This window comes from Bradyrhizobium lablabi (genome assembly GCF_018131005.1).
In the GTDB taxonomy this organism is placed as follows: Bacteria; Pseudomonadota; Alphaproteobacteria; order Rhizobiales; family Xanthobacteraceae; genus Bradyrhizobium; species Bradyrhizobium lablabi_D.
Genome location: NZ_JAFCJK010000001.1, coordinates 185222 through 208305, shown reverse-complemented (window position 1 = coordinate 208305; position 23084 = coordinate 185222). Strand labels below are relative to the sequence as shown.

General features: G+C 64.4%; 20 protein-coding genes. 11 read left to right on the top strand and 9 right to left on the bottom strand.

All coding sequences use genetic code 11. The features are described from left to right. The first annotated feature begins 16 nt into the window (after positions 1 to 16). The 6 genes from cysT (at position 17) to JQ553_RS00955 (ending at position 5524) form a co-directional block, all read left to right on the top strand. The gene (cysT, locus tag JQ553_RS00980) at positions 17 to 823 is read left to right on the top strand and encodes a sulfate ABC transporter permease subunit CysT (RefSeq protein WP_212498757.1); all 807 of its coding nucleotides are present in this window, start codon (positions 17 to 19) and stop codon (positions 821 to 823) included. Positions 824 to 875: 52 nt separating this feature from the next. Then, the gene (cysW, locus tag JQ553_RS00975; RefSeq protein ID WP_249143933.1) at positions 876 to 1799 is read left to right on the top strand and encodes a sulfate ABC transporter permease subunit CysW; all 924 of its coding nucleotides are present in this window, start codon (positions 876 to 878) and stop codon (positions 1797 to 1799) included. Continuing rightward, positions 1789 to 2838: a sulfate/molybdate ABC transporter ATP-binding protein gene (locus JQ553_RS00970; protein ID WP_212498016.1), complete on the top strand. Its 1050-nt coding sequence runs from the start codon at positions 1789 to 1791 to the stop codon at positions 2836 to 2838. Before cysW ends, JQ553_RS00970 begins: the two co-directional genes overlap by 11 nt. A gap of 115 nt (positions 2839 to 2953) precedes the next feature. After that, the gene (locus JQ553_RS00965) at positions 2954 to 3451 is read left to right on the top strand and encodes a CAP domain-containing protein (protein WP_212498015.1); all 498 of its coding nucleotides are present in this window, start codon (positions 2954 to 2956) and stop codon (positions 3449 to 3451) included. Between the two features lie 102 nt (positions 3452 to 3553). Next, a complete protein-coding gene (locus JQ553_RS00960; protein WP_212498014.1) occupies positions 3554 to 4723 on the top strand; it encodes a patatin-like phospholipase family protein in 1170 nt (389 codons plus the stop codon). A 12-nt stretch (positions 4724 to 4735) separates the two neighbouring features. Next, complete coding sequence (locus JQ553_RS00955; protein ID WP_212498013.1) at positions 4736 to 5524, top strand: 3-hydroxybutyrate dehydrogenase; 789 nt, start codon at positions 4736 to 4738, stop codon at positions 5522 to 5524. A 112-nt stretch (positions 5525 to 5636) separates the two neighbouring features. Here the strand turns inward: JQ553_RS00955 and JQ553_RS00950 are convergent, their stop codons facing one another. Both JQ553_RS00950 and JQ553_RS00945 read right to left on the bottom strand, forming a co-directional pair. Beyond that, positions 5637 to 7007, bottom strand: a complete 1371-nt coding sequence (locus JQ553_RS00950) for a lipopolysaccharide biosynthesis protein (RefSeq protein WP_212498756.1) — start codon at positions 7005 to 7007, stop codon at positions 5637 to 5639. 214 nt (positions 7008 to 7221) lie between these two features. Then, positions 7222 to 8061, bottom strand: coding sequence for a protein-disulfide reductase DsbD domain-containing protein (locus tag JQ553_RS00945; RefSeq protein ID WP_212498012.1), 840 nt, complete (start codon positions 8059 to 8061; stop codon positions 7222 to 7224). Positions 8062 to 8195: 134 nt separating this feature from the next. On the opposite strand from JQ553_RS00945, the gene JQ553_RS00940 reads away from it, so the two are divergent. Beyond that, on the top strand, positions 8196 to 8855 hold the full coding sequence (locus tag JQ553_RS00940) for a YqgE/AlgH family protein (protein WP_212498011.1): 660 nt from the start codon (positions 8196 to 8198) through the stop codon (positions 8853 to 8855). Between the two features lie 194 nt (positions 8856 to 9049). On the opposite strand, the gene JQ553_RS00935 is transcribed toward JQ553_RS00940, so the two are convergent. Both JQ553_RS00935 and JQ553_RS00930 read right to left on the bottom strand, forming a co-directional pair. Then, positions 9050 to 9937 carry a TauD/TfdA family dioxygenase gene (locus JQ553_RS00935; protein WP_212498010.1) on the bottom strand — a complete coding sequence of 296 codons (888 nt, stop codon included), beginning with the start codon at positions 9935 to 9937 and terminating at the stop codon, positions 9050 to 9052. Positions 9938 to 10034: 97 nt separating this feature from the next. Beyond that, positions 10035 to 10814, bottom strand: coding sequence for an SDR family NAD(P)-dependent oxidoreductase (locus JQ553_RS00930; protein ID WP_212498009.1), 780 nt, complete (start codon positions 10812 to 10814; stop codon positions 10035 to 10037). 98 nt (positions 10815 to 10912) lie between these two features. On the opposite strand from JQ553_RS00930, the gene JQ553_RS00925 reads away from it, so the two are divergent. Both JQ553_RS00925 and JQ553_RS00920 read left to right on the top strand, forming a co-directional pair. Continuing rightward, positions 10913 to 11647 carry an SDR family NAD(P)-dependent oxidoreductase gene (locus tag JQ553_RS00925; protein WP_212498008.1) on the top strand — a complete coding sequence of 245 codons (735 nt, stop codon included), beginning with the start codon at positions 10913 to 10915 and terminating at the stop codon, positions 11645 to 11647. A 109-nt stretch (positions 11648 to 11756) separates the two neighbouring features. Continuing rightward, positions 11757 to 12131, top strand: coding sequence for a CsbD family protein (locus tag JQ553_RS00920; RefSeq protein WP_212498007.1), 375 nt, complete (start codon positions 11757 to 11759; stop codon positions 12129 to 12131). Between the two features lie 51 nt (positions 12132 to 12182). Here the strand turns inward: JQ553_RS00920 and JQ553_RS00915 are convergent, their stop codons facing one another. Together JQ553_RS00915 and JQ553_RS00910 are read right to left on the bottom strand one after the other, a co-directional pair. Continuing rightward, complete coding sequence (locus tag JQ553_RS00915) at positions 12183 to 13910, bottom strand: SGNH family hydrolase (RefSeq protein ID WP_212498006.1); 1728 nt, start codon at positions 13908 to 13910, stop codon at positions 12183 to 12185. 177 nt (positions 13911 to 14087) lie between these two features. Then, positions 14088 to 15470: a lytic murein transglycosylase gene (locus JQ553_RS00910; protein WP_212498005.1), complete on the bottom strand. Its 1383-nt coding sequence runs from the start codon at positions 15468 to 15470 to the stop codon at positions 14088 to 14090. A 274-nt stretch (positions 15471 to 15744) separates the two neighbouring features. Here JQ553_RS00910 and galU point away from each other — a divergent pair, with 274 nt between their 5' ends. Next, a complete protein-coding gene (gene galU / locus JQ553_RS00905) occupies positions 15745 to 16620 on the top strand; it encodes a UTP--glucose-1-phosphate uridylyltransferase GalU (protein ID WP_212498004.1) in 876 nt (291 codons plus the stop codon). 424 nt (positions 16621 to 17044) lie between these two features. Here galU and JQ553_RS00900 read toward each other — a convergent pair whose 3' ends face one another. Continuing rightward, positions 17045 to 18544, bottom strand: coding sequence for a sensor domain-containing diguanylate cyclase (locus JQ553_RS00900; protein WP_212498003.1), 1500 nt, complete (start codon positions 18542 to 18544; stop codon positions 17045 to 17047). Between the two features lie 114 nt (positions 18545 to 18658). Between JQ553_RS00900 and JQ553_RS00895 the strand changes: the two genes are divergently transcribed. Next, positions 18659 to 18925: a hypothetical protein gene (locus tag JQ553_RS00895; RefSeq protein WP_212498002.1), complete on the top strand. Its 267-nt coding sequence runs from the start codon at positions 18659 to 18661 to the stop codon at positions 18923 to 18925. A gap of 113 nt (positions 18926 to 19038) precedes the next feature. On the opposite strand, the gene JQ553_RS00890 is transcribed toward JQ553_RS00895, so the two are convergent. Then, on the bottom strand, positions 19039 to 21915 hold the full coding sequence (locus JQ553_RS00890) for an EAL domain-containing protein (protein WP_212498001.1): 2877 nt from the start codon (positions 21913 to 21915) through the stop codon (positions 19039 to 19041). A gap of 116 nt (positions 21916 to 22031) precedes the next feature. Then, complete coding sequence (locus JQ553_RS00885) at positions 22032 to 23030, bottom strand: NAD(P)H-quinone oxidoreductase (RefSeq protein ID WP_212498000.1); 999 nt, start codon at positions 23028 to 23030, stop codon at positions 22032 to 22034. Positions 23031 to 23084 lie beyond the last annotated feature (54 nt).

The window sequence follows — 23084 nt, the reverse complement described above, 5'->3', positions numbered from 1 at the left end:
TGCACGGCGCAGCACCTTGCCCGGGTTCGGTCTCACCATGGGACTGACCCTGACTTGGCTCTCCGTCATCATCCTGATTCCGCTGGCGGGCCTCTTCCTCAAGACCTTCGAACTCAGCCTTGACCAGTTCTGGGGCATCATCAGCAGCCGCCGTACCCTCAATGCATTGAGGATCTCGTTCGGACTGTCGTTTGCCGCCGCCTGCGTCAATCTGGTGATGGGCACCATCATCGTCTGGGCGCTGGTGCGCTACCGCTTTCCGGGCCGCCGACTGTTCGATGCGATCGTCGATATTCCCTTCGCGCTGCCGACTGCGGTGGCCGGTGTCGCGCTGACGCAATTGTTCGCGCAGAAGGGCTGGCTCGGTGCGCCGCTCGCCGAACTCGGCATCAAGGTCGCCTTCACGCCGATCGGTATCTTCATCGCCATGATCTTCATCGGTATTCCCTTTGTCGTGCGCACGGTGCAACCGGTCCTGATCGACCTCGATCCCGAAATCGAGGAGGCCGCGGCGAGTCTCGGCGCCAACCGCTGGCATACCGTGTTCCGCGTGATCCTGCCGAGCCTGATCCCGGCGCTGCTTACCGGCTTCGCGCTCGCCTTTGCGCGCGCCATCGGTGAATACGGTTCTGTGATCTTCATCGCCGGCAACTTGCCGAACGTCTCCGAAATCGCACCGCTGTTGATCGTGATCCGGCTCTCCGAGTTCCGCTATGCCGACGCCACCGCGATCGCGGTCGTGATGCTGGTGGCTTCGTTCCTCATCATCTTCCTGATCAATCGCCTGCAGCGCTGGGCGCAAACCCGTATCCCCGCGCATTGAGGGCGGACCCGAGATGTCGATGCAACCGGGATATGTCACCTCCACCACGCGGATGCGGGGCTACGCGCCCGCGGCTGATGTCAGCGTCGCCGCGCCGTCGCCGCGCCGGCAAAGCGCGCGTCCGCTGCCGATCGCGGCGCCGCGGGACCTGCGCACCGAGCCGGGGCCGATTCGCTTCATCATCATCGCACTGGCGGTGACCTTCCTCAGCATCTTCGTCGTGTTGCCGCTGGTCGTCGTGTTCGCGCAGGCTTTTTCCAAGGGCATCTCCGCCTATCTCGGGGCACTCGCGGAGCCCGAAGCGCTGGCGGCGATCAGGCTGACGCTGCTGGTGGCGGCGATCTCGGTTACGCTCAACCTGGTGTTCGGCGTCATCGCAGCCTGGGCGATTTCGAAATTCGATTTCGCCGGGAAGACTTTCCTGATCACCCTGATCGATCTGCCGTTCTCGGTGAGCCCGGTGATCTCCGGCCTCGTCTTCGTGCTCTTGTTCGGCGCGCAGGGCTTTTTCGGACCCTGGCTGCAGGCGCACAATGTGCACATCCTGTTCGCGGTGCCGGGCATTGCGCTGGCGACCATCTTCGTCACCTTCCCCTTCGTGGCGCGCGCGCTGATTCCGCTGATGCAGGAGCAGGGCACGCTGGAGGAAGAGGCGGCGATCTCGCTCGGTGCGTCGGGCCTGCAGACCTTCTTCCGCGTCACGTTGCCCAACATCAAGTGGGGGCTGCTCTATGGCGTCCTGCTTTGCAATGCGCGCGCCATGGGCGAGTTCGGTGCGGTGTCGGTGGTCTCGGGCCACATCCGCGGCGAGACCAACACGATGCCGCTGCTGGTCGAGATTCTCTATAACGAATATCAGTTCGTATCGTCGTTCGCGATCGCATCGCTGCTTGCGATGCTGGCGCTGATCACGCTGGTGGTGAAGACCATTCTTGAACGGCGTCTGGATGAAGGACGGGTGCCAGATGGCGATTGAAGTCAGGAATATCGTCAAGAAGTTCGGCAGCTTCGCCGCGCTGGACAGTGTCGATCTCAAGGTCGCCGACGGCGAGCTGCTGGCGCTGCTCGGCCCCTCCGGCTCGGGCAAGACCACGCTGCTCCGGATCATCGCCGGCCTTGACTGGCCCGACGCCGGCGAGGTCTCGATCGATGGCGAGAACGCGCTGGTTCGTGGCGCGAGCGAACGGCAGGTCGGCTTCGTATTCCAGCATTACGCGCTGTTCCGGCACATGACGGTGTTCGAGAACGTCGCCTTCGGGCTGCGTGTGCAGCCGCGCGCGATCCGCAAGGACGAGGCGACGATCCGCGCACGCGTCAAGGAGCTGCTCGATCTCGTGCAGCTCGATTGGCTTGCCAACCGCTATCCGAGCCAGTTGTCCGGCGGCCAGCGCCAGCGCATCGCGCTTGCGCGCGCGCTTGCGATCGAGCCGCGCATCCTGCTGCTCGACGAACCCTTCGGGGCACTCGATGCCAAGGTTCGCAAGGAACTGCGGCAATGGCTGCGTTCGCTGCACAACGAGATCCACGTCACCTCGATCTTCGTCACGCATGACCAGGAGGAGGCGCTCGAAGTCGCCAACCGCGTCGTGGTCATGGACAGGGGCCGGATCGAGCAGGTTGGCACACCCGGCGAGGTCTACGACAATCCGGCGACCGCCTTCGTGCACGGATTCATCGGCGAATCCATAGTGCTGCCGGTCGATGTGAGCGGTGACGCGGTGCGGCTCGATGGCCGGCCGCTGAATATCGCCGCCCATGGGGCGGCGTCTGGCGCGGCCAAGCTGTTCATCCGCCGCCATGACATGGCGATCGGACCGGCAGGAACCGGGTCGCTCGAGGGCGCGGTCCGCCATGTCCGCTCGTTCGGTCCGATCCAGCGCGCCGAGGTCGCGCTCTCGGGTGGCGGCGGCAGGACCGTGATTGAGATCGATGCCCCCCGCGACCGCGAACTCGAGGCGGGCGAGATCGTTTCGCTGCAGCCCCGCCGCTACCGGATCTTCGCAGCCCAGGACTGACGATCGCGGTCGTCACCCGGGGGAGGGGAACGGGACGGCGCAAATTCTCCCCCTGTTCACCATTCAGCCACGGTTGGTATGCAACAACGGCAGGCCAACCTTGGGGGTTTTCTCAGTGAAACGGACGACGGTCGCCCTTTTCGGGCTTCTGGTGCTTGGCGGCTGCGCTGCGGACACCAAAATCCCGGATCAGCCGGCCATGTACATGGACATGGCTCAGCCTGGCGCTGTTCTGGACACTCAGGCGGCAGCCGTCATGTTCTCCCAATACCGGCTGAACAATGGTCTTGGGACCGTGGTCGTCGATCCCGATCTGGTGAAACTCGCCGAGCAGCAGTCGCAGTCGATGGCCGCCCGCAACAAAATGGATCATGACGTCAAGGCCCCGCTCGGCAAGCGGCTGGAGGCCGGCGGTTATCCCGTAACCGTCGCGGTAGAGAACATCTCGGCCGGCTATCACACGCTGGCGGAAGCGTTTTCCGGCTGGCGGGATTCGCCGCCGCATCGGGCCAACATGCTCAAAGGCGGCGTCACAAAATTGGGCATCGCGGCGGTGTATGCTCCAAACACCAAGTACAAGGTGTTCTGGACGCTCATTCTTGCCGCCACCTGAATTTTGATAAACTTGGCGTGATCAGGTGACCGATCTCGCTGATTGACGCCGCCGCCAACAGCCGCCACGCTGTCCCTTTCAATTCTGACCGAGCGGTGACGAATGGATATTTCGGATTCCGCACCGGCCTCGGTGCCCGCGCAAGCGCAGCGTGTGCTGGTCCTGCAGGGCGGCGGTGCGCTGGGCTCGTATCAGGCCGGGGCCTTCCAGGCGCTCTGCCACGCTGGCTTCGAGCCGGAATGGATCGCCGGCATCTCGATCGGCGCCATCAACGCCGCGATCATCGCCGGCAACGAGCCCGAGATGCGCGTGCCTCGCCTGAAGGAATTCTGGGAGATGGTGTCCTCGCCCGTCTCCTGGAATCCTCTTGTCTCCGGCGAACGCGCCCGCTCGGTCTTCAACGAGACCAGCGCCGCCATCATCGCGACCTTCGGCGTGCCCGGCTTCTTCGTGCCGCGGATTCCACCGGCGCCGCTATGGCCGCCCGGCAGTTCGCAATCGCAGAGCTATTACGACACCGCGCCGCTGAAGAAGACGCTCGAGAGTCTCGTCGATTTCGATCGCATCAACGACCTGAAGACACGGCTGTCGGTCGGCGCAGTCAACGTGACCTCGGGCAATTTCTGCTATTTCGACAATTACGAATTCAGGAAGCGTGGCAAGGCCATCGGCCCCGAGCACATCATGGCCTCCGGCGCGCTGCCGCCCGGCTTTCCGTCCGTGATCATCGAGGGCGAACATTACTGGGACGGCGGCATTTCCTCCAATACGCCGCTCGACTTCGTGCTGGACGAGGAGACCAAGCGTGATCTCCTGATCTTCCAGGTCGACCTGTTCAGCGCGCGTGGCGAGCTGCCGCAGACGCTGCTGGAAGCCGCCGAGCGCGAAAAGGACATTCGATATTCCAGCCGTACGCGGTTGAACACCGACAAGAACAAGAAGATCCACAATGCCCGCATGGCGGTGCGCGAACTGATCGGCAAGCTGCCCGACAACCTGAAGAACGATCCCACCGTCGAATTGCTGCGCGAGGCCTCGAAGGAAAACACCGTCACGGTGGTGCACCTGATCTACAAGAGCAAGAATTACGAGACCAATTCCAAGGATTACGACTTTTCCCACGTCGCCATGGTCGAGCACTGGGGTGCCGGCGTTCGTGACGTCCATTTGTCCATGCGTCACAAGGAATGGCTGGAACGGCCACAGTCCGGGGAAGCAATGGTGACTTACGACCTCACCGGGGACGAAGCGAAGTCCCGCGGAAGCAAATAGGAGCGAAGATCGATGGGTACATTGACAGGTAAAACGGCAGTTGTGACCGGCTCGACCAGCGGCATCGGATTGGCGATCGCGCGCGCCTTCGCGGGCGCCGGCGCCAATGTCGTCTTGAATGGCATGGGCGCACCGGCGGACATCGAGAAGGAGCGTTCCGGCATCGAGACCGATTACAAGGTCAAGGCGATCCATTCGCCGGCCGATATGACCAAGCCGGCGGAAATCGCCGAAATGATCGCGCTCGGCGACAAGACCTTCGGCTCGGTCGACATCCTCGTCAACAATGCCGGGATACAGTTCGTCGCGCCGATCGAGGAGTTTCCGATCGAGAAGTGGGACGCGATCATCGCGATCAACCTGTCGTCTGCGTTTCACGGCATTCGCGCCGCGGTACCGGGCATGAAGAAGCGCGGCTGGGGCCGCATCATCAATACCGCCTCCGCGCACTCCCTGGTGGCCTCGCCGTTCAAGTCGGCCTACGTCTCGGCCAAGCACGGCATCGCGGGTCTGACCAAGACGGTGGCGCTGGAGCTCGCGCAATTCAAGATCACCTGCAATTGCATCAGCCCCGGCTATGTCTGGACACCGCTGGTCGAGCATCAGATCCCCGAGACCATGAAGGCGCGCAACATGACCAGGGAGCAGGTCATCAAGGACGTGCTGCTGGCCGCGCAGCCGACCAAGGAATTCGTGACCTCCGACCAGGTCGGTGCGCTTGCGCTGTTCCTGTGCAGCGACGACGCAGCGCAGATCACCGGCTCCAACTACTCGATCGACGGCGGCTGGACCGCCGAGTAGCACGATCGGCGCAGCGCCTGTCAGACAACCGGCGGAGAGCCGGCCCCGATTGGATCGGGGCCGGCTTTCGTCATGACGACATGAACAGGATTTGCACGACCTTGCGGCCGTATCAGCGCTTCCAGAACGCCAGCACGTGCAGCCCCAGCCGTTCGCGCACGATCCAAAACAGGAGGATCGTCTCGAACGTCAGCGACAGCGAGGTCGCTGCGGCGGCGCCCATGCCGCCGTAGCGCGGCACCAGCTCGATGCACAGCCCCACATTCATGAAAAAGGACACTGCATAGGCCGTCGCGCAGATGCCCTGGTGGCCGAGCATGTTCAAGAGCCGCTCGACCGGACCGATCGCCGAGCGCACCACGAGACCGATCGCGGCAACGAACATGATGTCGTAGCCGACTACGAAATGCGGGCCGAACAGCCAGAGCAGCGGCTTGCCGAACGCCAGCAGGACGGCGGTGGCGAACAACGATGGCCAGAACGTCCAGCCGATGGCGTGCGCGACATAGGCCGACAGCCGGTCCTTGTCGCCGAGCGCATTGTATTCGGCGAAGCGGTGCGCCGTCGTTGCCGACATCGCGTAGTGAATGAAGGAGACGAGCGCCAGCGTCTTCACCACGGCAAAGTAGATGCCGACCTCTTCCGACGAGCGAAACTGCTGCAGCATCAACACGTCGGTGTAGGAGAGCAGCAGATAGAAGCTTTCCACCAGCAGGATCGGCAGCGCGATCGCAAGCCAGCCTCTGACGTCATAGGCCTTTTCACCCGGTTCGACATGCGCGGCGAGGCGGCGGTTCAGTACGATCGACTGCCCGATCGCGGCGATCCACACTGCCGCTGCGCTCGCGGCCATCGCAATCGTTGCGCCGAGATGAAGACCGAGCGCCAGCGCACCGGCGGTCAGCCCGATGATCAGGCCCTGCCGCACGATGAATTGCGGCATCAGGCCGAGTTGCATCCAGTCGTGCGAGCGCGCGATGCCGTCCTGCGTGTTGGCAACCACGAAGGGCGGCAGCGTCAGGCAGCCGATGTAGAGCGGTACGATCGTGTTCGCGTCGATCCATGGCGACAGCAGGCGGACGAGGCCCGCGAGCAGCAGCGCGACCACGGTGGACGCCGCGAGCGTGATCCAGCGGCTGCCGGAGAGGAAGCCGCGCAGCAACGCCTGGTCGCCGCTGGTGCGGTATTCCGGGATGATCTTCTGCGCCGATGCCGCGATACCGAAATCCATCATGCTGCCGAGCAGCAGCACCCAGGTCCAGACATAGACATAGACGCCGTAATCCGAGCCGCCCATCCAGCGCGCGAGCACGATCTGGCAGAAATAGGCGAGCGCCGCGCTGACGACGCGGATGATGAAGATGGTTCCTGCGAGCCGCTTTGTAACCGACGCCTCGTTGGTGCCGCCAAGCACACGCGCGACGAGGCCGCGCAAGCGTGCGATCGAGCCCGACGGCGGAGTGGTTGCGGCTTGGGTATCCATCGCGGCCAAGGCGGGCAATTTCCCGAACGCCGCGAGGTGGCGGCAATAGCCCGGCTTATCAACGAAACCTTAAGATCTGGTTGGGCGAAGCCTGCCCTTGTGTCGTCGTCCGGGGCGGCGCGAGGCACTGAACCTCGGGAAGCGCAACGGCCGATCCGGGCACCTCGAGGTTCCTGGTTCCGCCGGTTCGCGCGTGTCCCGGAACGATCCGAGGTCAGTTCAATTTAACATTGTATTCGTAGCTTTTATCGCCGCCGACTAGCGTCAGCTTCAGCGCGGCGCCGTTGGGATCGGCGCCGGGCGGCAGGCCCTCGAGTTCAAAGGCAAAGCGTTTCACGCCGGAGGGAGCGTTCTCGACAAGCTTCGGCACCGGCAGCGCCCAGTCCGGCGTCGGTCCCTCGACGAACAGGCTGACCTCCTTTGTCTCGGGTGCTGTGACGTCGACAAGCACGCTATTCTTCCCCTCACGCTTGATGCCATGGATGGTCAGGGGGGCGTTGTCGCCGATATTGGCTGGCTTCGGCACCGTATTGAGCGCTTCTTGCAGCGCGCTGTCCTCGGTGCTTGCGACGCTCGAGAACGCAAGCTCGGCCTTCGCCTCCACGGGGATGCACAGCTTCTCGCACACGGCATAGTTGATCTCGGCACGGAGCGTGAGCGGTTTGTCGGGATTCTTGGCGACGATGCGCAGCGGGAACACCACGTGGTGCTTGTAGCCGAGCGACGTGCCGCCGGCGCCATCGTCGAATTGCTTCGGCGCTGGCCACATCACGGTCACCGCTTCGACATTGTCCGACCTGGAGAAATCGAACCGTGGAGGTACCCCGGAATCCCCGGGCGATCGCCAATAGGTTTTCCAGCCATCCTGCAGCTGGATGGCGATGCCGCCGAGCAACACCGCACCGCTGCGCGACCCCGCAAGCAGCCTGACCGCGGAGTGCGCGTCCTGCTGCCAGGGCGAAGCATCGCCGGCACGACTCTCCGTTGCAATACATGCGACAAATAAGACCGCGGCAACGCGAAAAGCGGCCCGCAAGGGAACTATGACGGTCATCAGACGTCTTTACCTGCGACTTTCGTGGCAAACCATTGAATTGCTTGTGATGCGGCGCGGCGATGCGCGCAAGCTTGATTGACAGAGCGCCCACCCAATATCAGGATGCCAAATCAGCAGGAAGGGCCTTTGCGATGAGCGCGGAAGGCAAGGAAGGCAGAACACGCAAGTCCGTCGGCGGCAAGGGCGCCAGCCTCGGTCACCATGTGTCCGACGATGGCTATCTCGACGGCCGGCTGCTGATCGCAATGCCTGTCATGAGCGACCCGCGCTTCGAACGCTCCGTGATCTACATGTGCGCCCATTCGTCCGAAGGCGCCATGGGCATCATCGTCAACCGCCCGGCCGGCAGCATCGATTTCCCCGGTCTGCTGGTGCAACTCGACATCATAGAGACGGCGGACCAGATCAAGCTGCCTGAGAATGCCGAGATGATGAAGGTGATGAAGGGTGGCCCGGTCGACACCGGACGCGGCTTCGTGCTGCATTCCAGCGACTTCTACATCCACGATGCGACGCTCCACATCGACGACGGCATCTCGCTGACAGCGACCGTCGACATCCTCAAGGCGATCGCCAGGGGTGCCGGCCCCAAGCACGCGATCCTGGCGCTGGGCTATGCGGGCTGGGCGCCCGGTCAGCTCGAGAACGAAATCCAGCACAATGGCTGGCTGCATTGCGACGCCGATCCGGACCTGATCTTCGGCGACAACGTCGACGAGAAATACGGGCGCGCTCTGCGCAAGATCGGAATCGACCCCGGCATGCTGTCGAACGACGCCGGGCACGCGTAGTCATTCCTGCACTCGCTTGCATTGTCCGCCTCTCCCCGCGTGGAAGGGGCCGGCCCCGCATCGGGAGTCGCGATCCGGGTTGGGGGGCCGTCGGTCCTGAAGGGAACCCGATCGCGAATACAGCCCCCGCGTGAAATTCGACCTCTCCCGCAAGGGAGGGGTGCAGTACGTCTGCTTCGCGCAAAGACTGACAGCTACTCCGCCGCTTCCTGCGCCACTGTCGGCGCCGTCCCCGCCACCGTGGCGCGGCGCATGTCGCGAGGCTGCGACTGATCGTAGCGGCGCACGCGGTGCATGGTCTGGCGGTTGTCCCACATCACGAGGTCATGCAGCGCCCATTTGTGCACATGGACGAATTCCGGTTGGGTAGCGTGCTCAGTGAGATCGCGCAGCAGCACCCGTCCCTCCGGCACGCTCATGCCGCGCACGGCGCCAGCATGCGATGACAGATACAGTGATTTGCGGCCGTGCACCGGATGCGTGCGCACCAGACGCTGCAGCACCGGCTTGAACATTTGCTTCTCCTCGTCGGAGTAGTCGAGGAAGCCGAGCGAGCCGCGCGAATACATCAGCGAGTGCTCGCAGATCATGTCCTCGATCTCGGCCTTGGTCTCGTCGTCGAGCGCGTCATAGGCCGCGCGCATGTCGGCAAATTCGGTGTTGCCGCCTTTCGGGTTCAAGACGCGCGCCGACAACAGCGAGAATTTTGCCGGGATCGGCCGAAACGAGCTGTCGGAATGCCACAGGCAGTTGCCGAGATTGAACAGGTGGGTGCGATGATCCTTTGGCAGCGGCTTGCCATCCTTGCCGAGGTTCGACACATCGTTCAGCCCGGAGCTGAGGCGGTAATCCTCCTTCTTCGTCACGGTGCCGCCGCGCGATTTCTCGCGCTCACCGAAATTCAGCGCGAACGCCAGTTGCTGCTCATCCGTGATGTCCTGGCCGTGGAAAATGAGCACGGCGTATTTGTCCATGCCGGCTTCGATGTCGATCGCCTCCTGCTTCGTCAGCGGCTCGCGCAGATCGACGCCGGACACCTCGCCGACGAAATGCTTGTGAAGCTGCCGGATTGCGATCGCCATAGCGCTTTCTCCCGTGCGCGGGCGTCTCTCCCGCTGTGTTTAACGCGAAGGCTACTCGGCGTCGGCGGCCTGTCAACGTTCGCGGCAACAACGCGGATCAGGCATTCCGCGCCATCAACCCGCCGTCCACCGGAATGACGGCGCCGGTCAGGAAGGAGGCGGCGGGCAGGCACAGGCTCAGCGTCATGTGCGCGACCTCTTCCGGATCGCCGTAGCGGCCGAGTGCGGTGCGGCGCTTGGCGTAGATCGTCTTGTGCTCCTCGGGGATGCGATCGGTGATCGCGGTGCGGATCGGACCGGGGCAAATGCAGTTCACGGTGATGCCGTCGCGCCCCAGTTCCACCGCGAGCGAGCGCGTCAATCCGGTGACGCCGGCCTTGGCCGCGGAATAGGGGCTGTGCAAGGCGGTCGCGCCGAGCGCCTCGGTGGAGGCGATGTTGACGATCCGCGGCGACCTGGACTTGCGCAGATAGGGTAGCGCCGCGCGGATGATGCGCGGATGCGCTGTCAGCATCACGGCGACGGCCCTGGCCCAGGCGTCGTCATAGCCGTCGTCGTCGATCGCCAGGCGCACGGAGATGCCGGCATTGTTGACGATCATGTCGAGGGAGCCGAAATGTGCAGCGATGTCGTCGACGGTCTTTTTGATCGCATTGCCGTCGGCGACGTCGAGCACCCACGCCTTCGCGGAACCACCCGCGGCGGTGATCTCGTTTGCCACCGTCTGTGTGCCATCGGCCGTCAGATCGGTGACGGCGACGTTCGCGCCTTCGTCGGCGAACACGCGTGCGGTGGCGCGGCCCATGCCGCTGGCGGCACCGGTTATGAGAACAGTGAGGTCCTTCACTGAACGGCTGAGCTTTCTGGACTCGGACATCGAGGACCTCGCCGTAGGATGGTGGAAGCAATTGACAAGGCTGGCACCGATCCGCAGACAGGTCAAACCAACAAGAACCAGGAGAGAGGAGACGCGCGATGAACGAGCTCGATTTCGCAGGCAAGCAGGTGTTGGTGATCGGCGGCTCCAGCGGCATCGGCAACGGCATCGCGCAGGCGTTCCGCGCCAAGGGCGCGCTTGTCAGCGTCTGCGGCACCCGCGCGCAGGCGAGTGACTATTCCGCCGAGCAAGGCTCGCAGCTCGAAGGCCTCGCCTACGCGCAACTCGACGTCAGCGATCCGCAGGCGGTCGAACGATTCAAGCCGGCCTTCGACGGGCTCGACGTGCTGGTGCTGGCGCAAGGCGCGGTGATCTACCGCCGCGGAGAATTCGAGATGGAAGGTTTCCGCAAGGTGATGGAGGTCAACCTGATGAGTCTGATGGCCTGCGCCACCAGATTCCACGCGATGCTGAGCGCGGCGAGGGGCTCGCTGATCATCGTGAGCTCGACCGCGGCCTATCACTCCACCATGGGCAATCCGGCCTACAACGCTTCGAAGACCGGCGCGGTCGGATTGACTCGCACGCTCGGCGAGGCCTGGGCCGAGAACGGCATCCGCGTCAACGGCATCGCACCGGGTCTCGTCGACACCAAGATGACGAAGGTGACCACATCCAATCCCGCTCGCCTCGAAGGTGCGCTTGCACGCATTCCGCTCAAGCGCCTCGGCACGCCCGCCGACATGGCCGGCGCGGCGCTGTTCCTGGCTTCGCCGCTTGCCTCCTACATCGTCGGCCAAACCATCGTCGTCGATGGCGGCCTGATCCTCTAGAGAGCGACGAGATGGGGTGAATGATCCTCGCGCGCTGGTATTGCGCCAGCAACAGGAACCAGCGCGGGTTTTCCCGGTTAGCACCGAGACAAATCAGGGAGCAGCCGCGATGGACAAGGATCGCATTTACGGTTCGGCCAAGGAGTTTGGCGGCAAGGTCGAAGGCGCCGCCGGTGACTTGACGGGTGACGCCAAGACGCAGGCATCGGGCCGCGTGCGCGAGGCGGCGGGCGCGATGCAGGATCTCTACGGCCAGGCCAAGGATGTCACGCGTGACGCCACTGACGCCGCGGTCAACTACGCCAAGGACGCCTATGAGCACCGCGGCGAGACCATCCGCAGCGGACAGAAGGCGATGGCCCAGGCCGTGCAGGAGAATCCGCTCGGTTCGCTCTTGATCGCTGGCGGCATCGGGTTCGCGCTCGCGTTGCTGATGACCCGTCAGCCGCGACGCCCGCCACCGCGCTGGCGCTACTACGGCTGACAGCTCGCAGAGCAGGTGGCGGAGCGTACCCGGCCACCGTCCAAATCGGTCCTACCAGAGCTGGGGTGCCCACGCGGAGCGGCCGACATTGGCCGGGGGCCGTGGCCCCAGCGGCCGCTGCTGCGGCGGGATCACCAGCGGGCGTTGAGGCGGCGCACCAAACCCGAAGAAATCGCGCAGTGACGGCGCACTCGGCTGGGCCGGGGGCGGGGCCTGAGCCGGCCGGAACAGCTTCTTCTGCGCCGGCTTCGGCGGCGCCGTAATGATTGAGCCATCTGGCGCGATCGCCGTGGTGGAAGGCGGCGGGTTGACAGTGGCCGGCGCCGCCGGAGTGGTCGCGGCAACCGGAGTATCGCCCCCCGGCTGTTCGCGGCCGACTTCCCGCCGCGGCCAGGCATAGTCATCGGCACGGCCGGCGGGCGGCGCCAGCGCCTCACCCTTAACCAGCGTCCGCGCGGCGAGCGCATCGACGGAGGCCGGCCGTGAGCCGGGACCGCCCAGCAATTGATCGGTGCCGACCGAGGAGGCGACCAGCGGCAGGATCGGTCCGGCCAACGGACGGGGAGCGGGCTTGCCGGGTTCGGCACTGGTATCGGGGGTTGCCGCTGGCTCGCTCGGCAGCGCAATCGGTCCGGAGCGCGCGGCGAGCAGGCGCGTGACCTCGCGCTCGACATAGTGCGCCAGTTTGCGCGCGCCGGCCTTGGTGAAGAACACGCCGTCATAGGTTCGGAGCTGGCGGATCTGGCCTTCGAAGTCGGGGCCCTTTTGCATGAAGCGGCCGGCCTCGTCGACGAAACCGTCCCAGACGTCGACATAGGTGATGCCGGCCTTGCCGGCGCCGTCGCGGTACAGCGCGTCGAGGAACAGCATGTCGGTGGTGCCCTTCGGGCCGCGGATCGCAGGCAGGCCGACCCACAGGATCGGCACGCCCTTGCTCTTCAGCACGTTGATCATCTCCTCGATCTTCTTGCTGTAGAGCTCGACCCAGCGGTCATCGCGGAATTCGTAGAGACCGCTCGGCGTGCGCGCGGTCCTTTCCGGCGCAGCGGCCGGCGGCGCGTCATTCTCCGCATCGTCGGGCGACAACTCGGTGTCGATGGGCTTGTCATTCGGCTTCGCACTCGCGTCGGGCTTGGCGTCGCCGGGCTTCGCGTCGGGCTTGGTTCGCGCCTCCTTCTTGGTGTCCTTGTCGCCCCTCTTGTCGGTCGGCTTGTCGACAGCAGATTCGCGCATCGCGATGCGGTCGTTGAGGCCGAGCATGACGACGATGGCGTCCGCCTTCTCGGTCGCGAGGATGCCCTTGGCCGCGGTGGCCCAATCGGCCGGCTCGCCCTTGGGCTGATATTTGATCAGGCCGGAGACGGTCTTGTGTTTGCGGATCACACCCATGTCGGGCTGTTCGGAATAAGCGTCCTCGAGGCCGTAGGCGAGCCAGTCCGCCATGGCATCACCCAGCACCAGGACGTTGCGCTCCGGCACGGTGTCGTGCTTGGCCGGCGGCGGCGCGCGCGAAAAATCCTCGCGGGGCCGCTGCGACTGCTGCGACTGCTGTTGCTGCGGCGGCGGATGCTGGAATGGCGTGAAGAAATCGGACCCGAACCAGCCGCCACCGCCACCGCCACGCTGCGGCGCCTGCCGCTGCGGTGGTCCACCGAAACCCGGGAAGCCGAAGAACTGCGCCGAGGCGGGGCCGGCGATGCCGACCAGAAGCGCGATCGCGACCGCGACCAGCGGGCCGGCTTCGATGAATACGCGCAGAAAGGATTTCGGCTTCGCCATGGAGTTCGGTCGCAAGGTCTGGAATTTGCCAAGCATATTAGCGGAATCAGGCCGCAAGCGGGCAGTTTTTCCACCATAAATGGCCCCGACAAACCGCCGTCAAGGCTACCGCCACATTGCCCATGTCAGGGTTAATTTCATTGCGCGGATGGGGGAATTCACCAGGAACACGGCTCGTTACCTGGCCCGAAGGCGCTCCAGCACCTCGGCCGAGGCAAACCCGTCGGCTGGCGCCCCGATCGAGGCCTGGAAGCCGCGCAGCGCCTCACGCGTCTGGCCGCCGAACTGGCCGTCCGGCGTGCCGCGGTAGAAACCGCGCTCGGCAAGGAGTTGCTGCAGTTCCAGTCGTTCCGATCGCGACAGCACCCGTTCCTGGCGCGGCCAGGGCTGCACGAAGGGCGGCCCGCCGCGCAGGCGATCGGCGAAATGACCGATGGCGAGCGCATAGGCTTCCGCCGGGTTGTATTTCATGATGACGCGGAAGTTCTGCAGCATGAGGAAACCCGGGCCGGCGGCACCGGCCGGTGCCAGCAGATACGCTTTCTCCGCGGGGCGCGGGAACGGCTGGTTGTTGGCGCGCCTGACGCCGAGATGCTCCCACTGCGACAGCTGCATCACCTTGGCGCGGTCGGCCAGCATGTAGTTGAAGCCTTGGGGCACGACGACCTCGTAGCCCCAGTTCGCGCCGCTCTGCCAGCCGTCCTTCTTCAGATTGTTGGCTGTCGAGGCGATCAGATCGCTCGGATCGTCGACGACGTCGCGGCGGCCATCGCCGTCGCCATCGACGGCGTAGCGCTTGAACGCCGTCGGCATGAACTGGGTCGGGCCGAATGCGCCAGCCCATGAGCCGCGCATCTGCTCAGGCCTGAGGTCGCCGCGGTTGAGGATTTCCAGCGCCGACAGGAACTCGTCCTTGAAATAGGCCTGGCGGCGTCCGATGCAGGCGAGGGTGGCGGTCGACTGCACCACGCTGCGGTCACCCATTTGCGTCGAGTAGTTCGACTCGATGCCCCAGATCGCAGCGATGATGTAGCGATCCACGCCAAAGGCCTGCTCGGCCGCATCGAATTGCGGCTTGTACTTCGCAAGGATCTCGCGGCCCCGGGCGAGTCTCGCGTCGTTCACGAGAATGTCGAGATAGTCCCAGATCGCCTTGGTGAATTCCGGCTGCGAATCCAGCAGATCCATGATGCGCAGGTCGGGCTCGAGCCCCGCGGTGAAACGCTCGAAATTCTGCTGGCTGATGTTGCGTCGTGCGGCATCCGGCCACATCGCGGCGACACAGGCTGGAAAATTTGCGGCGGCCTGGCGGATTGCATCCGCCGTCATCAACGGATGGCCCGACGCGCCGTCCTCGCCGCTCCAGGGCGGCGGCGCGCCGTCCGGACCAGGGGCCGATTGCGCCGGGGCCGTGGCTTTCGGTCCCGAAAAAATGTTGCCGAACAGGTCGGACAGCCCGTTGCCCGGCGATTGAGCAAAGGCATTGGCAGGCAGCAGCAGCGCCAGCGCGGTCAGTATCGCGCAGCTCAACCCGATCCTCGATGTGTCGCTCGACCGCATGGGGTCCGCCTGCCTTTAAAACGTGCCGTTTCAGAAGGCCCTGTCACAGTTTCCAACAGCTTAACAAAGGCGAGATTTTGATGCCGGCCTTATTTGGGGCCGGAGTTTCGCGGAATTCATCTGGACCACACATCCGCCTTTGTTACCGGCTGCAAACCGGCTACCAAGATGTGATGATGGCGTTTTCGAGCGAAGCGGATTCCGGTTCGCGCAAGGCAAACGCATCAACGCAGAGCGTCCGCAGTGTCCCACCCTGAAGGCTTCCGATAATCCCATGAAGATCCGCAAAGCCGTTTTTCCCGTCGCCGGTCTCGGCACCCGCGTGCTGCCCGCCACCAAGGCGATGCCGAAGGAGATGCTGACCATCGTCGACAAGCCGCTGATCCAGTACGTGGTGGACGAGGCCAGGGAAGCCGGCGTCGAGCATTTCGTGTTCGTCACCGGTCGCAACAAGGGCGCGATCGAGGATCACTTCGACCGCGTGTTCGAACTCGACACCACGCTCGCCGCACGCGGCAAGAAGGCCGAGCAGGAGATCCTGGCGCAGAGCCAGCCGGAAGCCGGTGCTATGAGTTTCACCCGGCAGCAGGCGCCGCTCGGCCTCGGGCACGCAGTATGGTGTGCGCGTGACATTGTCGGCGACGAGCCGTTCGCGGTGGTGCTGCCTGATGAATTGGTGCTGAACACGCCAGGTTGCCTCAAGCAGATGATCGAGGCCGCGAGCGCGCTCGGCGATAAATCCAACCTGATCGCGGTCGAGGCGGTGCCCGACCACCTCACTCACCAATACGGCATCTGCGGCGTAGGCAAGCGCACCGGCAGGATCTTCGAGGTCGACGGCATGGTCGAGAAGCCGCCGAAGGGCACCGCGCCCTCCAATCTCTCGATCACCGGCCGCTACATCCTGCAGCCGGAAATCTTCAAGATACTGGAGACCCAGGAGCGTGGCGCCGGCGGCGAGATCCAGCTTACCGACGCCATGATCGGCCTTGCCAAGACGCAGAAATTCTACGGCGTCGAGTTCGAGGGTGAGCGCCACGATTGCGGCTCCAAGGCCGGCTTCCTTCGCGCCAACATCGCGTTCGGCCTCAAGCGCGATGATTTGCGCGACGGTCTGCGCACCGTGATGAGGCAATATCTGAAGGAGTGAGGCCTGGCAGCTTTGTAGGCAGCGCAACTCGCAATTCGGCGCACGCAGAATGGCGGGATGCGCCTCGGCTTATCGGCCTGAGGCGGTTCGCCAGTCGTCAAGCTGCGCTTCTGCCGTGACCTGGCGGTGATCGGGGCTGGTCGTCCCTCCAGGAGTCGACGTCTCCGGGAAGCACCTCGGGCTCGACTTTGGCTTCGGCTTCCTTCTTTCGGCCGAAGGCCAAGCCAACGAGCCCCGCCAATACAAGCAGGGCTCCGGCAATCATCAGCCAGTGCGGCAATTCCAGCAATGGCATTGCGATACCTCGCCGCCGTTGATGAACGGGCACTGAAGCATACTACCGCACGCCCTGCTGGCTGCCTACGGGCATACCCCATAATGGTAAATTGTGGCGCGACCGGTCGTCGCGGCCATCGGCGTTGCGTCACGCCACCAGCGAAATCGGGGACAAGCTCGCGACGACCGACTGGTTGCGGCCATTGGCCTTGGCGGCATAGAGCGCCTTGTCGGCGGCTTCGACGAGGTCCGACCATTGCTGGCCCACGGCCGGCTTCACGCTGGCAACGCCGATGCTCACTGTCGTGATGGTCTCGCCCTCGCACCATTGCTCGACCTTGAAGCGGATTGCCTCGGCGACGCCGAGCGCATCAATGGCGCTGGTCCCAGGCAGCAGCACGGCGAATTCCTCGCCGCCGAACCGCGCCGCGCAATCGCCGGCCCGGCGCACCGAGTCCGAGATGCAGATCGCGATCCCGACCAGCACCTGGTCGCCGGCCTGATGTCCGTAGGTGTCGTTGAAGACCTTGAAGTGGTCGGCATCGATCATCAGTAGCGCGACCGGCATGCCGAGCCGCGCCGCGCGCCGCCATTCGACGTCGATCTCGGCGTCGAACTTGCGCCGGTTCTTCAGGCCGGTGAGGGCGTCGGTGGTCGCCATTTCCTCGAGCCTGTCCTCGGCATCGGCGCGCCGGCTGATCTCGCGGGCGAGCAGTGACGCCGTGCCGAGCACGAACACGACCAACGCCGCCATTACGGCGCCGATCCGCATCGCTTCGGTGCGCCAGAGACTGAAGACGCTTTCCAGCGGCTTTCCAACCACGACGAAGAGAGGGCTTGTGCCCATGCTCCGGACATAGAGCCGCGGCGTCGCGTCGATCGGCCCCCTTCCCGCAAATGACGCACCTTCCTTTTCCTTCAGATTCTCCGCGTTCCAGTCCGGCTGCTCCGACAGGTTCCTGCCGATGACATCAAGGTCGAACGGCGTCCGCATGATGATGGTGCGGTCGCGGCGCAGCACGGTGATGGTATCGCCGGGAGCAAGGTTCAGCCGTCCGAACAGATCGTGGAAATAGCTGAAGCGGATCGAGCCGACGACCACCCCGAGGAAACGTCCATCCTCACCGGTAATGCGCCGGCTCAGCACGATCACATAGGCACTGCGATGCAGCATCGGCCGGCTGATGAACAGCCCGGCGTCAGGATGATCGCGGTGGATCGTGAAATACTCCTCGTCGGCGCGGTTTTCCGGCCTCGGATCAAGGCTCGCGGCATCGATGGTCAGATTGCCCTCTGCATCGAATACCTGGATCGCGCCGAAATGCTTGGCAGTCGAGGCGTGATCGAACAGGATCAGGTGGCGGATTTCCTTGCTGACGCTGTGAATCTCCGGCATCACCAGGTTGCTGACGACCGCTCGCAGCGACAGGTCGTAAAGCTCGATGTTGCGGCTGATGTCAGCGTCGATGCCCGACGCCACGTTCTCCAGCATCTGACGGGCCAGCTCTTCCTCGCCGCGGCGCATATCGAGCATCACGCTGACGCAGATCGCGGAGAAGCCGATAACGGTCGCAATCGACGAGGCGATCAGCAGCTTTGCCGATAGCCGCCAGTGCCGCCTTGCGTCTTTTCTCCGCCGAATTGACATGAACCGCTCCAAGCGACGTCATGTACGCAAAACATTGTTGTCGCCTTAAGTGGCGACATGGACCGCCAAATGCGTTAACGAATGGTTGCCGGATCTGCGCCATTGAGGACCCAAGTGAACGATTACGAGGCGCTGCGGGACTACCTGAAGAAGCAGCATCTTCCGGAGTTCGTGCTGACCTTCGACGAGATCGAGGCGCTCATCGACGCGGCGTTGCCGCGCGCCGCGCAGCGCGCATCGTGGTGGGACACTCTGCGCAGCCCGCAGGAGAAGATGCCGCAACGCGAAGCCTGCCTCGAGGGCGGCTATATCGCGACGCGCCAGGCCGACGGCAAGAGCGTGAAGTTCAAGCGGATGCCGAAGTCGGGCGCCGCGCGCTAGATCATCGTTTTGTTTGAGCGTGACCTCGGCGCAAACGCTGTGCGTTTGTCGCGAGGGAAAACCGGAACGCACCTTTCCGGATCATGCTCTGGTCTGCCCAGCCTGGTAGCGCCTCAGCCGGTCGCCTCGAGCCGCTCCTCGGTCAGGAGCCGCATCGCGGCGTCGGCGTCCATCGGCTCGCCGAAGGCAAAGCCTTGCGCGTATTCGCAGCCGAGCTGGTAGAGTTCGACAGCGTCGGAATCGGTCTCGGCGCCTTCCGCGACGACCTCCATGCCGAGATCGTGCGCGAGCGCGATGATCGATTTCAGGATCACCGGACGGGTGCCGCGGCTGGTGGTGCGGACAAAGGACTGGTCGATCTTGATGGTGTCGAATGGGAAGCGCTGCAGGTAGGAGAGCGAGGAGTGGCCGGTGCCGAAATCATCGAGCGACAGCCCCGTGCCGAGCTCGCGGATCCGCGCCAGCATCTGCGCGGCATGCTCCGGATTCTCCATGACCAGCGACTCCGTCAGCTCGAGCTTCAGCGTGCCGCGCGCGACGGAAGAGCGCGACAGCACGGTCCTGATATCGTGGATCAGGTCATGACGCAGCAGTTGCCGTGAGGAGACATTGACGCTGGCAAAAATCGGATCGCGCGCGCGCATCGCGCGCTGCCACACCGCGAGCTGCCGCGCGGTCTGGTCCATTACGAACATGCCGAGATCGACGATCAGTCCGATCTCCTCGGCGATGGCGATGAATTCCGACGGCGACATCCGACCGAGCTTGGGATGGTCCCAGCGCGCGAGCGCCTCGAAGCCCGCGATCGAGCGATCCTCCAGCCGTACGATCGGCTGGTACAGGATCGTTATTTCCTGCCGCTCGATGGCGCGGCGCAGTTCGCTTTCCAGCGTCAGGCGGTCGGTCTTGCGCGCGCGCATCGCCGGCTTGTAGACGTCGATACGGTCGCCGCCGATCCGCTTGGAGTGATACATGGCAAGCTCGGCGTCCTTGATGATCTCGTCCGTGAGCGGGGCTTGCGGATCAGACAGCGCAAGGCCGATCGAGGCGGTCAGGAAGATCTCGCGGTCGTTGAACGCGATCGGCGCGCGGATGGTCTTGCGAATGGTCTCGGCGAAATTGGTGATCCGCGCCGAATCCTGCTCCGACAGCAGGATCAGGCCGAACTGGTCGCCGGCGAGCCGCGCCAGCGTGTCCTGCGGTTTCAGGATGCGGGTCAGCCGGCGCGCGAGCGTCAGCAGGATGGAATCGCCGACCGCGATGCCGACGGAATCGTTGACCTGCTTGAAGCGGTCGAGGTCGATCACCATCAGCGTCGGCCGCAGCGTCGGCACGGCCTTGGCGAGATTCGCCACCGCGCCGAGGCGATCGATGAACAATTTCCGGTTCGGCAGGCCCGTCAGGTTGTCATGGACGGAATCGTGGAGCATGCGCTCTTCGGCATTCTTGAACTCGGTCACGTCCGTCAACGTACCGACCACGCGCGAGACCTCGCCGTCGGAGCCGACCACAGGACGCGCCTTCAGCGCGAACCACATGAAGTGACCGTCGGGCGTGCGCAGACGGAAGTCCTGCACCAGGCGGCCGCGGCGCTGGTCGAGCACGCTGTCGAGCGCGGCGCGGAAGCGGTCCTGGTCGAGCGGGTGCAGCACTTCCAGCCATTTGGCGGCCGGTCCTTCCAGCGTGCCGCGCTTCAAGCCGAGCAGGATTTCGGTCTCCGGACTGGTGAAGACCTTGTCGGCGGAAACGTCCCAGTCCCAGATCAGATCGCCGGAGCCGGTGAGCGCCAGCGCGCGTCGTTCGACGTCGGAGACGACGCCGGTGGTGGCGCCGCCGCCGGCAAAGGCGTGCTGCATGACGGTGAAGCCGATCAGCATCACGATCAGCACGAGACCGCCGAGCAGTGCCGGGCCGACGATGTCGTTGGTGACGGAACCCGCGACCGCCATTCCGGCCGCGATCACCCAGACCACCAGCAGGAACCAGGTCGGGATCAGCAGCACTGCGCGGTCGAAGCCGTGGGTCGAGAGATAGACGATCAGCGCAAAGCCCACGAAGGCGATCATGACGAGCGATATCCGCGCGATGCCGGAGGCAACAGCCGGATCGAACAACGCGAGCGCCACCAGTGAGCCGAGGAAGGCGAGCCAGCCGATCGTGATATGCGAGTAGCGCACGTGCCAGCGGCTCAAATTCAGGTAGGCGAACAGAAACACCAGCAGCGTCGCGGCGAGGATGGCTTCGCCGGCCGCGCGCCAGACGCGCTCGGCGTTGTTCGACATGTCGAGCACCTTGGCCCAGAAGCCGAAATCGACGCCGATATAGACCAGCACCGCCCAGGCCAGCGCCGCGGCGGCCGGGAACATGATCGAGCCCTTGACCACGAACAGAATGGTGAGCACGAGGGCAAGCAGTCCGGAAATGCCGATCACGATGCCCTGATAGAGCGTGAACGAGTTGACCTTGTCCTTGTAGGCCTCGGGTTCCCACAGATAGAGCTGCGGCAGCTTGTCTGTGCGCAGCTCGGCGACGAAGGTGACGACAGCACCCGGATCGAGCGTGATGCGGAATACGTCGGCGGTGGGGCTCTCCTGCCGCTCGGGACGATCGCCGACTGAGGGCGTGATCGTGGCGATGCGCGACAAGCCGAGGTCGGGCCACAGCAGGCCCGACGAGACGATGCGATAATGCGGCGCAACGATCAAACGGTCGAGCTGGTCGTCGGTGTTGTTGGCGAGCGCGAACACCACCCAATTCTGCCCGCCCTCGCGGGCGCGGACCTCGATGCGGCGCACGATGCCGTCAGTGCCGGGAGCGGTGGAGACCTGGATGCGGTCGGCCTCGCTGCGCTGATGATCGAGCACGGCGGTGAGGTCGATCGCGGGCGCGTCGCTGCGGACGCTGACAGCATCGATCGCATACGCGTCAGGCGCAGCGGCAAAAATCATGAGACCCAGCGCCAGCAGCGCAAGGCACCTGACCAGACGCAATGTCATTACTCCGCGATCAATCGGTCCGAGCCCGGCGAACGGCCCGGCGTGGCGCGATAAATGACACGAAAGCGAAGCGAATCAAAGGGTTTCCGCCTACGCTTCGGCCGCGATCGCTAAACTGACAACACAATTTTGCCAATATGTTCGCTGGTCTCCATGCGCCGGTGCGCGTCAGTGGCTTTTTCCAGCGGGAATGTGCTGTCCATCAGCGGCTTGATGCGGCCTTCGCGCAGCAACGGCATCACCTTTTCTTCGATGGCCGCGACCATGGCCGCCTTATCCGCATTACTACGGGGGCGCAGCGTTGAGCCGGTGTGTGTGAGGCGCTTGATCATCAGTTTGGAAAAATTGGCGGTCGCCTTGGGCGTTCCCGACAGGAACGCGATCTGGACGATTCGCCCCTCGACGGCAGCAGCCTCATAGTTGCGGTCGATGTAGTCGCCGCCGACCATGTCGAGGATGAGGTTGACCCCGCCGCCGGTGATCTTCTTCGCCGCATCGACGAAGTCTTCGCTCTTGTAGTTCACCGCGTGATCGGCGCCGAGCTTGAGGCAGGCATCGGCCTTGTCCTTCGAGCCTACGGTGACGATCACCTTGGCGCCGAACGCTTTCGCGAGCTGGATCGCCATCGTGCCGATGCCGGACGAGCCGCCATGGATCAGAATGGTTTCGCCCGGCTTCAGCCCGCCGCGCTCGAAGACATTGTGCCAGACCGTCATCAGCGTCTCCGGAAGCGCGCCGGCTTCCTGCATCGTGAGCGAGGGCGGCACTGTCATCGCCTGTGCGTCCTGCGCGATGCAGTATTGCGCGTAGCCGCCGCCCGCGACGAGTGACATCACCTTGTCGCCGATCTTGTGCCGCGTCGCGCCTTCGCCCAGCGCAACCACTTCGCCTGATATTTCGAGGCCGGGCAGGTCGCTTGCGCCGGGCGGCGGCGGATAGACGCCGGAGCGCTGCGCGACGTCGGGCCGATTGACGCCAGCGGCTTGCACTTTGACCAGGATTTCGCCCGGACCCGGAACCGGCAACGCGCGGGTCTCCGGCACCAGCACCTCCGGGCCGCCCGGCCTGCTGATAGCGACGACGGTCATTTGCGCGGGCAGAGTTGGCATGGTTCGTCCTTGTCTGTGATGAGGATCGGCGGATGGCATATCGCCTTTTCCGCC